Below are 14,837 nucleotides of genomic sequence, written 5' to 3' on the forward strand. Positions count from 1 at the left end.
GAGATCTACACGTAAGGAGTCGTCGGCAGCGTCAGATGTGTATAAGAGACAGGGCCTACGGTAGTCCGGTCCATGGGCGGTGGGGCGGGACGGTTACGGGGATGGCTGCGTGAGCGGCTACCCGGCGGGTGCGGGGGAGGGCGGGTCGGGGTGGGTGCGGGTCCGCGCCTCAGGCTGCGATCGGTTCAGGGCTTCGGGTTGCGCGTAGGTCATGACTTCGGGCTGTGCGTAGGCCAGGACTTCGGGCCGCGCCTGGGCCGGGTCTTCGGGGTTGTCCCTGGGGCACGGCCCCGGGGCGCGCCTGGGGTTCGGGTTGCCTCTGGGGCACGGCTTCGGGCTGTGTCTGGGCTCGCGGGTCGCGTCCGGGCCGGGGCTTCGGGCTGTGCCTGCGGCTCGGGTTGCCTCCGGGGCAGGGCCTCGGCCCGCACGTAACGCTCGGATCGCGCGTGAGTCTGGCCTCGGGCCGCACCTGGCCGGGACCGCGGGTCGCCACGGGAGCCAGGGACTCCACTCCGCACCTGGGCATCGGGCTGCCCTTGAGCGTGGGCCACGGACCAGTGACCCCGGCCCGCGCTCGGACCAGTGACGCGGCCCGCGCCCGGACCAGTGACGCGGCCCTCGCTCGGGCCAGGACCCCGGCCGCCCCTGCGCCTGGGGCTCTCACTGGCGTGTCACCCGCACCCGGTAGTTCCCGTCCAGGTCCGCCGCCGCCACGTCGATGCGGATCTTCGACTGGGGGTCCTTGAACGTCTCGCCGGGGGCGAAGGGGGCGTCGGAGAGTTCGGCCTGCACGTTGGGACTGCGGGTGCAGCCGCCGGAGTTGCGGTGGGCGTCGTAGACGGTGACGGGGCCGCGGCCGGTGTCCACGCCGGCGTTCACCTTGTAGATGAGGACGCCCGGGCGGCACACCGTCTCGTCGTTGCCTTCGCGGGTGCGCAGTTCGAGGGCGTAACCGGTGCTGCCGTCGAGGGGGACGAAGACCAGTTTGGGGCCGCCCGCGCGCTCCAGCGGGGTCAGCGTGTACTCGGCCGAGCCGTGCCTGCTCGCGCAGCTCACCTGGTCGGCGTCCAGCCAGCCCAGCTTCCACTTGTGCCAGCCGAGCAGGTCGTTGTCGGCGCCCCAGTCCTCGCTCATGATGTCCCAGTGGCCGACCGCGCCGCCGCCCTCCTGGGTGTAGAGGTCGGGCAGGCCGAAGACGTGGCCGTTCTCGTGGGGCAGCACCCGGTAGCCGGTGCGGTCGTACGTGCCGGAGCCGTCGTCCTGGCGGGAGTAGACGAAGGACGCGTTGGCGATGGGGACGCCGTCGGCGACCGGGGCGTCCGGGTTGCCCGCGAAGGTGACGGACAGGACGGTGTCCAGGGCCGAGGGGCCGGCGTTCGGGGTCATCAGCACGTTCAGCAGGTCGTACTCCCGGAAGTTCACCGTCGGGTCGGCCGCTGCCACGATGTCCTGGACGAGCTTGCGGTAGCCCGGGTCGAAGGGGGCGCCGCGCTCGATCCCGTACTCCTCGAACGGCTTCGGCATGCGCAGCCAATGGGTGATCGGGGTCTCGGGGCGGTAGTCGAGGCGCCCGTAGGAGGCGGTGCGGAACCACTCCTGGGTCTGCGGGAAGAACTCGTGGAAGCGGTCGAGCGCGCTGCCGTCGCCGGGGGCGTCGGAGAAGTCGATCATCAGGGTCAGGGCGTGCACGGTGCCGGTGGAGCGGGCGTACCCGCCCGCGGTGGGGACGCCCTCCGTCATCTGTACGGTGCGGGCGCCGCTGATCAGGCAGGGGGCCAGCGCGGGGACACGGGACAGGGCGGAAGCCCCGGCTCCGGGCGCCGTGACACCGGCCGTGAGGTGTGCGGCCCCCGCGGTGCTGACGGCGAGGGTCAGCGCGGTGACGGAGGCGAAGGCGGCGGTACGGCGGGTGAACAGGGGGCGTGTGCGTATGGGCCAGGCAGGTATGAGCCGGATGCGGGCGAGCCGGGTGCGTATGCGGCGAGTGCGTATGCGGTGAGCGCGGGGGCGGGGGCGGGGAGTACGTACGCCACTCGCGTCGGTGCGGGTTGCGAGGGCGTGCGTAAGCGTGGACGTGGGAGGAGTAGCGGTAGGACCGGGTGGCGGGCCGGATATGGGGCTGGTCGTGCCGGGGGGTATGGAGCGGGTTTCGCCCCTGCCGTCCGGGGCGGCCTCCGGGGCAGCGGCGGTGGACGCGCCGTCCGTACGGTTCGTTCCAGCCGCCGTGCCGGTGCCTGCCCCGTCGGTGTCTGTCCCGCCGGTGGCCGCAGAGCTGGTGTTTGCCCCGCCGCTGCCCGTCCTCGCGGTGCCCGTCGCCGCGGCCACCCCGGTGCCGCTGCCCGTCGCGCCGGCGTTCGTCCCGCCGAGGTCCCTGCCGTGGGTCCGGTGCGTGCGGTCTGTCCGGTGGCGGGGCGGCTGCGGCTGCGGCGGCATGCGTGGACCTTTCGCTCCAGGCAGCCGCCGGTCTCGCGCCGCGCGGCACCGGTCCGCACCGGTTCGCGCCAGGCGGTCACCGGTCTCGTCTCCGGCTGCACCCTTTCGATCACCCTGTGTCGAGGGCGCGGCGGGCGCGCGCTGGAGCGGGCCGGTCGTGGGACGCGCGGCCCCCTCGTGGGAAAGGACAGGGCCAGTTGGATGTGACCCAGGTCACGAAGAATCTTTCAGGGGCGGGAAATATCCGGGGACCTCTTCCCCGTTTAGCCCTGTGTACGAGCGAAACGGGGACCCGCTCCCCGGATCGCCCCACTGACACCGACCACGACCGCCGGATCGACCGATCGGGCGGCCCGACGACCAGAAGGAGAAGCCGTGTCCGCCGCGACGATCGCGAACCCCGCAGCGCGCAAGGCGACCAGGCCGCGCGCCGACGCCCTGCGCAACCGGGAGCGGATCGTCACCGCCGCCCGCGAGATGTTCGTCGAGCACGGCCCCGAGGTGCCGCTCGACGAGATCGCCCGCCGGGCCGGCGTCGGCAACGCCACGCTGTACCGCAACTTCCCGGACCGCGACGCCCTCGTCCGCGAGGTCGTCTGCTCCGTGATGGACCGTACGGCGGAGGCGGCCGAGCAGGCGCTCGCGGAGACCGGCGACGCCTTCGAGGCGCTGTCGCGCTTCGTGCACACCGCCGCCGACGAGCGGATCAGCGCGCTCTGCCCGATGGTCCCCAGCACCTTCGACCAGAACCACCCCGATCTGGTGGCCTCGCGCCACCGGGTCGAACACCTCGTCGAGGAGGTCATGGACCGCGCCAAGGCGGCCGGGCAGTTGCGCGCCGATGTGGGCGTCGGTGACCTGATGGTCGCCGCGGCCCAGCTCAGCCGCCCGCCGGCCGGCGCCGGCTGTCTCACCCACGACCGCTTCGTCCACCGCCATCTGCAGCTGTTCCTGGACGGGTTGCGGGCCCCGGCCCGTTCCGCCCTGCCGGGTACGGCCTTGACCATGGAGGCTCTCCGCCAGGCCTGACCGACCGGCACCGCCTCGTCCACCGACTGGAGTGGACTCGCACCGCCTCGTCCACCGACCGGACCGGCACCGCCACGCCTGACCGGCTGACCGACCGGCATCGCTTCGTCGGGGGGACCGGGGACCTTCTCCCCGCCTCCCTCGGCCTGCCGTTCCTCCGTGCCGCCTGCCCGCCTTCCTTCCCGCTCCCTCGCCTTCTCCCTCTCCTCTTTCTCCTCCTCCCTCAGAAGTCTGTTCCGTCTTCCTCCGAAGGTTTTCGGACACCCGAAGACCGTCGGTGAGCCTTTCGACACCCTTTTTCCGTCACGAAGTCCTGAAGTGGGTACACCCATGTCCGAAACAGCCGCAAAGGCTCCCGGCGTCCTGGAGAAGTCCGGTGACGCCAACCGCTGGAAGGCGCTCGTCTTCATAGCGCTCGCCCAGCTGATGGTCGTCCTCGACGCCACCATCGTGAACATCGCCCTTCCCTCGGCCCAGAAGGACCTGGGTATCTCCGACGGCAACCGTCAGTGGGTCGTCACGGCCTACGCCCTCGCCTTCGGCGGGCTCCTCCTCTTCGGCGGCCGTATCGCCGACCTGTGGGGCCGCAAGCGCGCCTTCGTGGTCGGTCTGACCGGTTTCGCCGCGGCCTCCGCGCTCGGCGGCGCGGCCACGAGCGGTGCCCTGCTCTTCGGTTCCCGTGCGCTGCAGGGTGCCTTCGGCGCTCTGCTCGCGCCCGCCGCGCTGTCCCTGCTCGCGGTGATGTTCACCGACGCCAAGGAACGCGCCAAGGCGTTCGGCATCTACGGTGCGATCGCCGGCGGCGGCGGCGCCGTCGGTCTGATCCTCGGCGGTTTCCTCACCGAGTACCTGGACTGGCGCTGGACGTTCTTCGTGAACATCCCGTTCGCCGTGGTCGCCGCGGCCGGTGCGTACTTCGTCATCCGTGAGCCGGCCGGCGGCCGCAACCGCTCGCCGCTGGACATCCCCGGTGTGATCCTGTCGACCCTCGGCCTGGTCGCGCTGGTCTACGGCTTCACCCGCGCCGAGTCGGCCGGCTGGAGCGACGCGCTGACCATCTCCATGTTCGTCGGTTCGGCCGTGCTGCTCGTCGCCTTCGTGCTCGTCGAGTCGCGGATGCGGGCCCCGCTGCTGCCGCTGCGCGTGGTCACCGAGCGCAACCGCGGCGGTGTCTACCTCTCGCTGGGCCTGGCGATCATCGGCATGTTCGGCCTGTTCCTCTTCCTGACCTACTACCTGCAGATCGTGAAGGGCTACTCGCCGGTCAAGACCGGTTTCGCCTTCCTCCCGATGATCGCGGGCATGATCACCGGCTCCACCCAGATCGGTGCCCGGCTGATGACCCGGGTCCCGGCCCGGCTCCTGATGGGCCCCGGCTTCCTGGTCGCCGCCGTCGGCATGCTGCTGCTGACTCAGCTGAAGACCGACACCTCCTACCCGGCCCTGCTGCTGCCCGCGATGCTGCTGCTCGGTCTCGGCATGGGTACGGCGTTCATGCCGGCCATGTCGCTGTCCGCCCAGGGCGTGCAGCCGCGTGACGCCGGTGTCGCCTCGGCGATGGTCAACACCTCGCAGCAGGTGGGCGGCGCCATCGGTACGGCGCTGCTGAACACGATCGCCTCCTCCGCGACCGCGTCCTACATCAAGGACCACATGGCGGCCGCGGGCACCAGCCGGCCGGGGCAGCAGCTGGTGCAGGTGCAGGGTCTGGTGCACGGCTACACCAGCGCCATCTGGTTCGCCGTCGGCATCCTCGTGCTGGCCGCCGTGATCGCGCTGACCTTCGTCAACGCGGGACGACCGGGCACCACCATGGTGACCGGCTCCGGTGCCGCCTCCGATGAGGGCGCCGAGGAGCACGTGGCGGTGCCGGTCATCGCCCACTGACGCACCACCCCGCCTCCGGGTGCCTGTCCTGGCGCCTCAGCGCAGCCAGGGCAGGTCCGCGCCCGCTTCGTTCGGCTGGAGTCCCTCGGCGACGATCTGCATGATCTCGCCGAGGGACTTCTGCTGTTCGGGGCTGAGCCGCTCGAACAGGGCCTGCCGTACGGCGGCCACGTGGCCGGGGGCGGTGCGCCGCAGCACGTCGGCGCCCTCGTCGGTGAGGACCGCGAACTGGCCCCGCTTGTCGGAGGGACAGTCCTCGCGGCGGACCCAGCCGTTCTTCTCCAGGCGGGCGACGGCGTGCGAGAGGCGGGAACGGGTGATCTTGGCGTTCATGGCCAGCTCGGTCATGCGCAGCCGGCGGCGCGGCGCCTCGGCGAGCTGGACGAGGAGGCCGTAGTAGATGTGCGGCATGCCCGCGTCGCGCTGGAGCTGGCGGTCGAGGTGGTCCTCCAGGAGGGTCGTGGCGTGGAGGTAGGCGCGCCAGACGCGCTGTTCCCCGGCGGTGAGCCAGCGCTGGTCGTGGTCGGAGGCCTCCTGGGCGGAGCCGGGCGCGGAAACGGGTGCCGTGTTCATGTAGTCCACTCTACGAGACCACTCATTGAAAGTTAAACAACCTCGAGCGTAGAGTGGGCCGGGGAAGAGCTTTAAAGTTCAAGAAGTCAGCTCCCGGCCTTCGGCGGCTCGGGCTCGTCGAGTCGCCGGCCGGCCCTTCCCCTGTCCGCCGCCACCAGAAAGCCGCCGCCATGACCACCGCCCCGGAGCGCATGCCCGCCCTCTACCTCAGCCACGGCGCGCCGCCGCTCGCCGACGACCCCGTGTGGCCCGGCCAGCTCGCCGCCTGGTCCGCCGCGCTGCCGCGCCCCCGGGCGGTCCTCGTCGTCTCCGCCCACTGGGAGGAGGCCCCGCTCGCCCTCGGCGCCGTGGAGACGGTCCCCCTGGTCTACGACTTCTGGGGCTTCCCCGAGCACTACTACCGGGTGCGGTACGCCGCCCCCGGCGCCCCCGGACTCGCCGAACGGGTGCGCAAGCTGCTGCGCGGCCCCGGCCTGCCCGTGCAGGACGTGCCCGACCGGGGCCTGGACCACGGCGCGTACGTCCCGCTCGTCGAGATGTTCCCCGACGCCGACATCCCCGTCCTGCAGGTCTCCATGCCGACCCTCGACCCGGTGAAGCTCATGGACATCGGCCGCAGGCTGGCGCCCCTGCGCGACGAGGGCGTGCTGATCGTCGGATCCGGGTTCTTCACCCACAATCTTGCCGCCCTGCGGTACACCGGCGAGGGCGTGCCGAGCTGGTCCTCCGAGTTCGACGACTGGGGCAGGCGTGCCCTGGAAGCCCGCGACTGGGACGCGCTGCTGGACTTCCTCGACAAGGCCCCGGCCGGACGGTACGCCCACCCGCGCACCGAGCACTTCGCCCCGCTGTTCGTGACCATGGGCGCGGCGGAGGCCGCGGGGGAGCTGGACGCACAGCGGTCGGTGATCGACGGCTTCTGGATGGGAATGGCGAAGCGGTCGGTTCAGTTCGGCTGAGGTGTCCGGCCGGTCGGGACGTCCGTTCGGTCGGGACGTCCGTTCGGCCGGGACGTCCGTTCGGCCGGGACGTCCGTCCGGTCGGGACGTCCGTCCGGCCGGGGTCCGCCCGGCAGGGGTTCGCTCCGCCGGGTGTCCGTCCGGCGGAGGTGCCCGTCGGGTCAGGGTTTCCCTCCGGCCGGGATCTCCCCCCCGGCCGGGGTGTCCCTCCAGCCTGGGTGTCCGCCCGGTCGGGGCTTCCGTCCGGCTGAAGTGTCCGCCCGGCCTCGGCGTCAGTCCGCCCGGCCCGGGGGTCGGCCCGTCCGGGCCGTGGCGGGCGGTGTCCGGGAATCTCCCGAGATCCCGGCTTTGCGGCAACCTCCGGGCGGCGCCGCCCGTCCATGAGGGTGGAGGGGCGATGGAGGATGACGCTCTTCCGCTGCGGGGACTGCGATATCCGTGTGACGGGTGTCTCATGCGACGGGCCGCCGACGGGGGGTCGGCCCGGCTCGGGGAGGGTGCGACTCCCACCCTGACCTGCGGCTCCGCGACCCCTGCCGCAGTGCGAGACCCGGCGTGGCCGGACAGGGTACTGCATGATCAGAAAAATCGGGGGGCGGGTTGGGAATTCTGTCCGGTTTCAAGTCGTTGTTCCCATCGGATGCGGGGCACCCGAGGAGAGTCCCCCCAGAGAGTGCCGAGCGTCCTGTGGACCACCCGCTGACACACCATCGCAAGGGAGCACGCATGGCAACCCGTGCCGTCGCCCGTCGACTGTCCGCCCGTGGGGGCACCCAGGCTTCCGGTTCTGGGCGAGAGACGGCCGACGCGGCACGCAGTGTTCGCGTCCATGGCGGCGAGATCGCCGACCGCGACCTGGTCGGCATGTACCTCGACGAGATCGCGCGCACACCGCTGCTCGACGCCGCCAAGGAGGTCGAGCTGTCCCAGGTCATCGAGGCGGGTGTGTTCGCGCGGCAGATCCTCGACGGGTACGAGGAGTCCCCGGCCGATGCCAGTCGTGAGGAGCTGGAGGCCCTGGTCGCCGACGGCGAGCGGGCCAAGGACGTGTTCATCCGCTCCAACCTGCGTCTGGTCGTCGCGGTCGCCCGCCGCTACCCGCGCAGCGGCCTGCCCCTGCTGGACCTGATCCAGGAGGGCAACGCGGGCCTGGTGCGCGCGGTGGAGAAGTTCGACTACCGCAAGGGCTTCAAGTTCTCGACGTACGCCACCTGGTGGATCCGCCAGGCGATCACGCGCTCGATAGCGGACCAGTCGCGCACGATCCGGCTGCCCGTCCACCTGGTGGAGGAACTGGGCCGCATCCGCCGCGTCCAGCGCGAGTTCAACCGGGAGAACGGCCGCGACCCGGAGCCCGCGGAGATCGCCGCCGAGCTGGGTTCGACGCCCGAGCGCGTCTCGGACGTGCTCGACTGGGCCCGCGACCCGGTCTCGCTGAACATGTCGGTGGACGACGAGGGTGAGACGCAGTTCGGCGACCTCCTGGAGGACACCTCCGCGGTCTCGCCCGAGCAGTCGGTCCTGACCCTGCTGCGCAGCGAGGAACTGGACGACCTGATCGGCCGCCTCGACCAGCGCACGGCCTCGATCATCAAGATGCGGTACGGCATCGAGGACGGCCGGGAGCGCACGCTGACCGAGGTCGGCAAGGAGCACGGCCTGACGCGCGAGCGCATCCGCCAGATCGAGAAGCACGCGCTGCTGGAGCTGAAGAAGCTGGCCCGCGACACGGGCTTCGACGCCGCGGCGTGACTCCGGGCCGGACGGGAGTGCCCCCGCGCGGGGCACCCCCCGGCCGGAGCGTGAGCCAGGGGAGCTGGGCGTGTCGTGCCGGCGGGGCGCGTATGCCACCGGCCCACTCCGACCGCGTACGCCTGGTGGCGAAAGCCCGCGCAAACATGGCTGTGGAGCGTCGCTTCAAGGGGCGGCGCGCCGGGAACAACCCTTGCGGGCCCGGAGTTCTGGCTCCCGAGCGGCCCTCCACGACCCGACGACATGGCATCGCACCGCGCGGCAGGCCGGGCGGTGCCCGCAGACCACGTCCCGACGCACTCCCCCCGGCGCCGGGACCTTCCCAGAGCCGGGCTTCGGCGCCTTCCCCCGGGCGCCGGAGCCCGGCTCCATCATCTGCCGGAGGGGCTGAGGAGGGCCGGGGCCGGTCCGTACGACGGCGTGCGGCTGCCCGCAGGTACGACGGGGCCGTACGGCTGCCTCTCCCGCGGCGGCCTCTGCCCGCCTCTCCCGCGGCGGCTTCTCGTCCGGCGGCCTCGTGTACGAGGGGGACGGCACGGGGTGGCCCGAACTACAGGCGGGAAACTCCTGCGGTGCCCGGTCGGCCGGGCACGCGGGGGAGGCGGGGCACCCCGGACCTGAACCCCGGGGTGACCCGCCAGATGGCAGATTCTGCCACACCGGCATAATCTGCCGAGGTGACGAGTCCCACCCCCGCTGACCGCAAGTCCCTTTCCGGGCCCCTTCCCCGGCCCGCCTCCCCGGCTCTCTCCCTGACCGAGCGCCGCAAGGCCGCCACCCGTATGGAGATCGCCCTGGCGGCGGCCCGCCTCTTCATGACCCGGGGACTGCGTGCCACCCGCGCCGAGGACATCGCCCGGGCGGCGGGGGTCGCCCCGCGGACCTTCTACCGTTACTTCGCCACCAAGGAAGAGGCCGTGGCGCCCTGTTACGCGGCGGGCGCCGAGCGGTGGAGGGAGGCGGTCCGGGACGCCCCGGCGCAGCTCACCGTCCCGGAGGCGCTGGCCCACGCGGTGCGGCACACCTTCACCCCCGGTTCGGGGGTCTCGGCGATCTCCTGGCAGTGGGCGCGCACGCTCATCCGCCTGGCGGGGACCAGTCCGGCGGTGCGCAAGGTCTGGGCCGAGGTCTGCCAGGAGTCGGAACGCGAGCTGGCCCGGATCCTCGAACTCCGCTCGGCACCCGAACTCGGCTCGGCACCCGAACTCGGCTCGGCACCGGAACACCGCCCGGACCCGGAACCTCCCGTCCCCGCGCCCGGAAACCAGCTGACGCCGGCATCGGAACCGCCCCTCCCGGCTCCCGGACTCGCCCTGCCCGGCCCCGGCCTCCGCTTCTCGGCGGCCGTGGCGAGTGCCGCCGTGCGCGTGGCCGTGGAGGCCTGGGCCACCGGTGAGGCACCGCCCACCGGCCCGGACGGCCCGGCCGCCCTGGCCCTGCGCAATCTCGCGGCCCTGCGGGACTTCCCCTGGACCACCCACCCCGCCCCTGAGTCTTGCTGAGTTCCCCTGAGTTCCCCTGAGTCCGTCCGAGCCCGCCCCCGCCCGGCCCACTCGTTCCGGCCTACGCCCCACCCTCCGCTGCTCCGCCCTCCGGCCCGGCCCCCGCCGCCCGCGTCATCCGCGCCCCCAACGCCCGTACGCACTCCACGAGTTCCTGTGGTTCCCGCACCGTGAACTCGAAACCCAGCGTCGCCAGCCGCACGGCGAGCCACTCCACCCGGTCGCCGACCGTGGCGCGGAGCCGGCAGCCGCCCTCCGGCAGGGGCTCCGGTGTGCCGAGCCAGCCCGGCAGCCGTGCGGCGACCGTCTCGGCGGACTCGGGAAAGGTGACCGCGAAGGTGTACGTCTCCTGCCGCCGCTGCATCGAGTGGCGCAGGTACTCGGCCGCGCTCCCGGTGGGCAGCTCGCGCGGGGCGAAGCGGGCACCGGTCGGGAAGGGCTCGCTGACCCGGTCGACGCGGAACGTCCGCCAGTCGGCCCGGTCCAGGTCGTAGGCGACGAGGTACCAGCGGCGTCCGGTCGACACCAGCCGGTACGGCTCCGCCAGGCGCCGGGTGCCGGTGCCGTCACCGGCGCGGTAGGCGAAGCGCAGCCGCTCCCGCCCGGCGACCGCCGAGGCCATCACGGTCAGCGTCTCGGGTGTGACGGAGGCCCCGTCTCCGCTGGTGAGCGGTGTGGTGGCGGCCTGGAGCGTGGAGACGCGGTGGCGCAGCCGGGCCGGCAGCACCTGCTCCAGTTTCGCCAGCGCCCGCACCGACGCCTCGTCCACCCCCTCGATCGCGTGCCCGGCCCCGGCCCGCAGACCGACCGCGATGGCCACGGCCTCCTCGTCGTCGAGCACGAGCGGCGGCATCGCCTTGCCCGCGACCAGCCGGTACCCGCCGTCGGAGCCCATGGTCGCCTGCACCGGGTAGCCCAGCTCGCGCAGCCGGTCGATGTCGCGCCGGACGGTCCGCCGGGACACCCCGAGCCGATCGGCCAGTTCGCCGCCGGGCCACTCGCGGGGTGTCTGGAGCAGGGACAGGAGCTGGAGGAGCCGTGCCGGGGTGTCCGTCGTCATACGTCCGAGGATGCCGCAGATCTAGGACATCATCTGACCTATTGCCGGATTAGCTTGTCGGCATGACCTCCAGCGAAACCCTCGTCAGCAGTTCCGTGCGGGCGGCAGACCGCCGCCGCTGGTTCGCGCTGGCGATCGTGATGACCGCGGCCTTCATGGACCTCGTGGACGTCACGATCGTCAACATCGCCATACCGTCCATCCAGAAGGACGCCGGCGCGTCCTTCAGCCAGATCCAGTGGATCACCGCCGGTTACGCCCTCGCCTTCGCGGCCGGGCTGATCACCGGCGGGCGGCTCGGGGACATCCACGGCCGCAAGCGGCTGTTCCTCCTCGGCATCGGGGGCTTCACCCTCGCCTCCGCGCTGTGCGGCTTCGCGGTGAACCCCGAGATGCTCGTCGTCTCCCGCATCCTTCAGGGCGCCATGGCGGCGATGATGGTCCCGCAGGTGCTGTCGATCGTGCACGCCACCTTCCCCGCGCACGAACGCGGCAAGGTCTTCGGCCTGTTCGGCGCGATCGTGGGGCTGGGCGCGGTCTCCGGGCCGCTGCTCGGCGCGCTGCTGACGGAGTGGAACCTGTTCGGTCTCGAGTGGCGGCCGATCTTCCTGATCAACCTTCCGGTGGGTGTGGCGGCCCTGCTGCTCGGCAGCCGGTTCATCACCGAGTCGAAGGCGCCGCGCGCGCTGAAACTGGATCTCGTCGGCGTCGCCCTCGTCACGCTCGGTCTGCTGATGCTGCTCTACCCGCTGACCCGGGGCCGTGAGCTGGGCTGGCCGCTGTGGGGGTACGCGTCGATGGCGGGTGCGCTGGTGGTGTTCGCGGTGCTCGTGGCGTACGAGCGGCGCAAGGCGGCGCGCGACGGCTCCCCGCTGGTCGAACTGTCGCTGTTCCGGGTGAAGAGCTTCGCGGCGGGCATCGCCGTGCAGACGGTCTTCGGGGTCGCGCTGGGCGTGTTCTTCCTGGTCTGGACGCTGTACATGCAGATCGGCCTGGGATGGAGCCCGCTGCGGGCGGGGCTGACCGGCGTCCCGTTCTCCCTCGCGGTGTCCGTGGCGGCGGGCATGTCCGTGCAGAAGCTGGTCCCGCGCTTCGGCCGCAAGGTGCTCCAGGCGGGCGCCCTGCTGATGGCCGCCGGCGTGCTGCTCTACATCTGGGAGTCCGGCCGCTACGGCCTGCACATCACTCCCTGGCAGATGGCGCTTCCGCTGGTCGTCATGGGCGTGGGCATGGGCCTGATCGTGGCTCCGCTGACGGACGCGGTCCTCTCCGGAGTGCCGCGGGAGCACGCGGGGTCGGCCTCCGGTCTGATCAACACCGTGCAGCAGATGGGCAACGCGCTGGGGCTCGGTCTGGTGTCGGTCGTGTTCTTCGGCGTGATCGGTGACCGGCTGACCCCGGCGCAGGTGGGCCCGGCCTTCGTCGACGCCTTCCAGCACGCCCTGTGGTGGGTGGCCGCGGTCCTGGGCGTCATCTTCGTCCTCATGGCCGCGCTGCCCGGCCGGCCGGCCCAGCACGTGGAGGGCGCGGCGGACGCCGAGGGGGCGGACGGGCCCGGCGGCGAGGGCCTCGCGTCCGGGGCCCGGGAGCGGGAACTCGTCGGCTGAGCGGGGGGACGGTCTGCGGGGCCCGGTACCGGGGAAGGTACCGGGCCCTTCGCCGTACCCGGAGGGGGCGGCGTGTCCCGAAGGCCGTCACCCTTCCCTCCTCGCGGCCGCCCGAGTGTGCCCACTTGCGCCCGAACCTGTTTACTTCGCGGACATCCCGGCGTAGCCTCCGAGAGAAACCACAAGTTCGGGCATCAGTCGGAGGCAAACGGACATGTACGCAGCGGAGCGGCAGCAGGAGATCCTCCGGCTCGCCCGTGACGGCGGACGGGTGGACGTCGTGTCGCTCGCCGAGGAGTTCCAGGTGACCGCGGAGACGATCCGCCGCGACCTGAAGACCCTCGACCGGGCCGGCCTGCTGCGCCGGGTGCACGGCGGTGCCATCCCGGCCGGCCGCCTCGACTTCGAGCCGGACCTCACCGAACGCGAGTCCACGGCGGCCGACGAGAAGGACCGCATCGCCAAGGCGGCCCTGGCCGAACTCCCCGCCGAGGGCACGCTGATCCTCGACGCCGGTACGACGGTGGCCCGCCTGGCCGCCGCCCTGCCCCTGGAGACCGACCTCACCGTCGTCACGCACTCCCTGCCCATCGCCGCCCGCCTCGCCGACCACCCCGGCCTCCAGCTCCACCTCGTCGGCGGGCGCGTACGGCACCGTACGCGCGCCGCGGTGGACGCCTGGGCGCTGCGGGCCTACGGCGAGATCCGCGCCGACGTGCTGTTCGTCGCCGCCAACGGCTTCTCCGCCGAACACGGTCTGACCACCCCCGACCTCGCCGAGGCGGCGGTCAAGCGCGCGGCGATCGCCGCGGCCCGCCGCGTGGTGCTGCTCGCCGACTCCACCAAGCACGGCCAGGAGCACTTCGCCCGCTTCGGCGGTCTGAGCGACGTGGACCTGCTGATCACCGACAGCGGGCTGAGCCCCGAGGACGCCGCCGCCATCGAGGGCGGCGGCACGGAAGTAGTACGCGCATGATCGTCACCGTCACCCCCAACCCGTCCCTGGACCGCACCTACGAGGTCCCCTCCCTGGACCGCGGCGAGGTCGTCCGGGCCACCGGCGAGCGGGTGGACCCGGGCGGCAAGGGCGTCAACGTCTCGCGCGCCGTCGCCGCCGCCGGACGGCGCACGGTCGCCGTCCTGCCCCTCGGTGGTGCGCCCGGCGCGCTCGTCGCCGAACTGCTCGACGCGCAGGGCATCGAGGTCGCGCCGGTCCCCGTCGCCGGGGCGACCCGTTCCAACATCGCCCTCGCGGAGGCGGACGGCGTCCTGACGAAGATCAACGCACCCGGCCCCGAACTCTCCCGCCCCGAGCAGGAGTCGCTGCTGGAGACCGTACGGAGCCGGTCGCGCGGCGCCGACTGGATCGCCTGCTGCGGCAGCCTGCCGCGGGGGCTCGCGCCCTCCTGGTACGCCGACCTGGTCGCGCGGGCGCACGCCGCCGGTGTACGGATCGCGCTGGACACCTCGGGACCCGCTCTCCTGGCGGCGCTGCGCGAGGGGCCGGACGTGGTCAAGCCCAACGCCGAGGAACTGGCGCAGGCCGTGGGGCGCCCGCTGGCGACGGTGGGCGACGCGGTCAAGGCGGCCGAGGAACTGCGCGGCCTGGGCGCACGGGCCGTACTGGCGAGCCTGGGCGCCGACGGGCAACTGCTCGTCGAGGACGCGGGTGTCTGGTACGGCAGCGCGCGCGTCGGCACCGTCCGCAGCAACGTCGGCGCGGGCGACTCCTCGCTGGCCGGCTTCCTCATCGCCGGCGGCACCGGCCCGCGGGCTCTGGCCTCGGCCGTCGCGCACGGCGCCGCCGCCGTCCGGCTGCCCGGCAGTGTGATGCCCGGCCCGCAGGACCTGGACCCGGCGGCGGTCACGGTCACCGCCGAGGTGCCCGTGGACCGCGCCCTCACGGAGCCCGTGTCATGACCGCCGCCCCCGCAGCCACCGCCGCCGTCCTCGCCCCGCGCACCGCTCCCGCACCCGGCGGCAGCATGCCCGACCGCCGCGGCCGCACCCCCGCACCCGCGGCGGCACCCCCGCC

General features: G+C 72.9%; 11 protein-coding genes. 8 read left to right on the forward strand and 3 right to left on the reverse strand.

The window, feature by feature from the left end; genetic code table 11:
- Positions 1 to 660: 660 nt before the first annotated feature.
- Positions 661 to 1,947, reverse strand: coding sequence for a M6 family metalloprotease domain-containing protein (locus IG64_RS36565; RefSeq protein WP_037864703.1), 1,287 nt, complete (start codon positions 1,945 to 1,947; stop codon positions 661 to 663).
- An 861-nt stretch (positions 1,948 to 2,808) separates the two neighbouring features.
- Here IG64_RS36565 and IG64_RS36570 point away from each other — a divergent pair.
- Entirely contained in the window at positions 2,809 to 3,462 is a 654-nt protein-coding gene (locus tag IG64_RS36570; protein ID WP_037864685.1) for a TetR/AcrR family transcriptional regulator, read from the forward strand.
- A gap of 330 nt (positions 3,463 to 3,792) precedes the next feature.
- Positions 3,793 to 5,349: an MFS transporter gene (locus IG64_RS36575; RefSeq protein ID WP_037864688.1), complete on the forward strand. Its 1,557-nt coding sequence runs from the start codon at positions 3,793 to 3,795 to the stop codon at positions 5,347 to 5,349.
- Positions 5,350 to 5,385: 36 nt separating this feature from the next.
- Here the strand turns inward: IG64_RS36575 and IG64_RS36580 are convergent, their stop codons facing one another.
- Positions 5,386 to 5,922 (reverse strand): MarR family winged helix-turn-helix transcriptional regulator, encoded by a 537-nt coding sequence (locus IG64_RS36580; RefSeq protein WP_037864705.1) that lies wholly within the window; start codon positions 5,920 to 5,922, stop codon positions 5,386 to 5,388.
- Positions 5,923 to 6,092: 170 nt separating this feature from the next.
- On the opposite strand from IG64_RS36580, the gene IG64_RS36585 reads away from it, so the two are divergent.
- From IG64_RS36585 to IG64_RS36595, 3 genes are all read left to right on the forward strand, one after another.
- Positions 6,093 to 6,881, forward strand: a complete 789-nt coding sequence (locus IG64_RS36585) for a dioxygenase (protein ID WP_037864690.1) — start codon at positions 6,093 to 6,095, stop codon at positions 6,879 to 6,881.
- A gap of 726 nt (positions 6,882 to 7,607) precedes the next feature.
- A complete protein-coding gene (locus IG64_RS36590; protein ID WP_037864694.1) occupies positions 7,608 to 8,633 on the forward strand; it encodes a sigma-70 family RNA polymerase sigma factor in 1,026 nt (341 codons plus the stop codon).
- 782 nt (positions 8,634 to 9,415) lie between these two features.
- Entirely contained in the window at positions 9,416 to 10,135 is a 720-nt protein-coding gene (locus IG64_RS36595; RefSeq protein ID WP_037864696.1) for a TetR/AcrR family transcriptional regulator, read from the forward strand.
- A gap of 61 nt (positions 10,136 to 10,196) precedes the next feature.
- Here the strand turns inward: IG64_RS36595 and IG64_RS36600 are convergent, their stop codons facing one another.
- Complete coding sequence (locus IG64_RS36600) at positions 10,197 to 11,195, reverse strand: helix-turn-helix transcriptional regulator (RefSeq protein WP_037864697.1); 999 nt, start codon at positions 11,193 to 11,195, stop codon at positions 10,197 to 10,199.
- Positions 11,196 to 11,257: 62 nt separating this feature from the next.
- Here IG64_RS36600 and IG64_RS36605 point away from each other — a divergent pair, with 62 nt between their 5' ends.
- The 3 genes from IG64_RS36605 to pfkB all read left to right on the forward strand — a co-directional run bounded on the left by IG64_RS36605 (position 11,258) and on the right by pfkB (position 14,722).
- Positions 11,258 to 12,802 (forward strand): MFS transporter, encoded by a 1,545-nt coding sequence (locus tag IG64_RS36605; protein WP_037864698.1) that lies wholly within the window; start codon positions 11,258 to 11,260, stop codon positions 12,800 to 12,802.
- 214 nt (positions 12,803 to 13,016) lie between these two features.
- Positions 13,017 to 13,778, forward strand: coding sequence for a DeoR/GlpR family DNA-binding transcription regulator (locus IG64_RS36610; protein WP_037864699.1), 762 nt, complete (start codon positions 13,017 to 13,019; stop codon positions 13,776 to 13,778).
- The gene (gene pfkB, locus IG64_RS36615; protein WP_037864701.1) at positions 13,775 to 14,722 is read left to right on the forward strand and encodes a 1-phosphofructokinase; all 948 of its coding nucleotides are present in this window, start codon (positions 13,775 to 13,777) and stop codon (positions 14,720 to 14,722) included. Before IG64_RS36610 ends, pfkB begins: the two co-directional genes overlap by 4 nt.
- Positions 14,723 to 14,837: the final 115 nt, after the last annotated feature.

It is taken from the genome of Streptomyces sp. NRRL S-340 (assembly GCF_000720185.1).
In the GTDB taxonomy this organism is placed as follows: Bacteria; Actinomycetota; Actinomycetes; order Streptomycetales; family Streptomycetaceae; genus Streptomyces.

Bases quoted from the DNA above. Each gene is read 5' to 3' on its own strand.
- IG64_RS36610 (WP_037864699.1), top strand. From the start codon at position 13,017: ATGTACGCAGCGGAGCGGCAGCAGGAGATCCTCCGGCTCGCCCGTGAC.
- IG64_RS36600 (WP_037864697.1), bottom strand. From the start codon at position 11,195: ATGACGACGGACACCCCGGCACGGCTCCTCCAGCTCCTGTCCCTGCTC.
- IG64_RS36605 (WP_037864698.1), top strand. From the start codon at position 11,258: ATGACCTCCAGCGAAACCCTCGTCAGCAGTTCCGTGCGGGCGGCAGAC.
- IG64_RS36595 (WP_037864696.1), top strand. From the start codon at position 9,416: ATGGAGATCGCCCTGGCGGCGGCCCGCCTCTTCATGACCCGGGGACTG.
- IG64_RS36585 (WP_037864690.1), top strand. From the start codon at position 6,093: ATGACCACCGCCCCGGAGCGCATGCCCGCCCTCTACCTCAGCCACGGC.
- IG64_RS36580 (WP_037864705.1), bottom strand. From the start codon at position 5,922: ATGAACACGGCACCCGTTTCCGCGCCCGGCTCCGCCCAGGAGGCCTCC.
- IG64_RS36590 (WP_037864694.1), top strand. From the start codon at position 7,608: ATGGCAACCCGTGCCGTCGCCCGTCGACTGTCCGCCCGTGGGGGCACC.
- IG64_RS36575 (WP_037864688.1), top strand. From the start codon at position 3,793: ATGTCCGAAACAGCCGCAAAGGCTCCCGGCGTCCTGGAGAAGTCCGGT.
- pfkB (WP_037864701.1), top strand. From the start codon at position 13,775: ATGATCGTCACCGTCACCCCCAACCCGTCCCTGGACCGCACCTACGAG.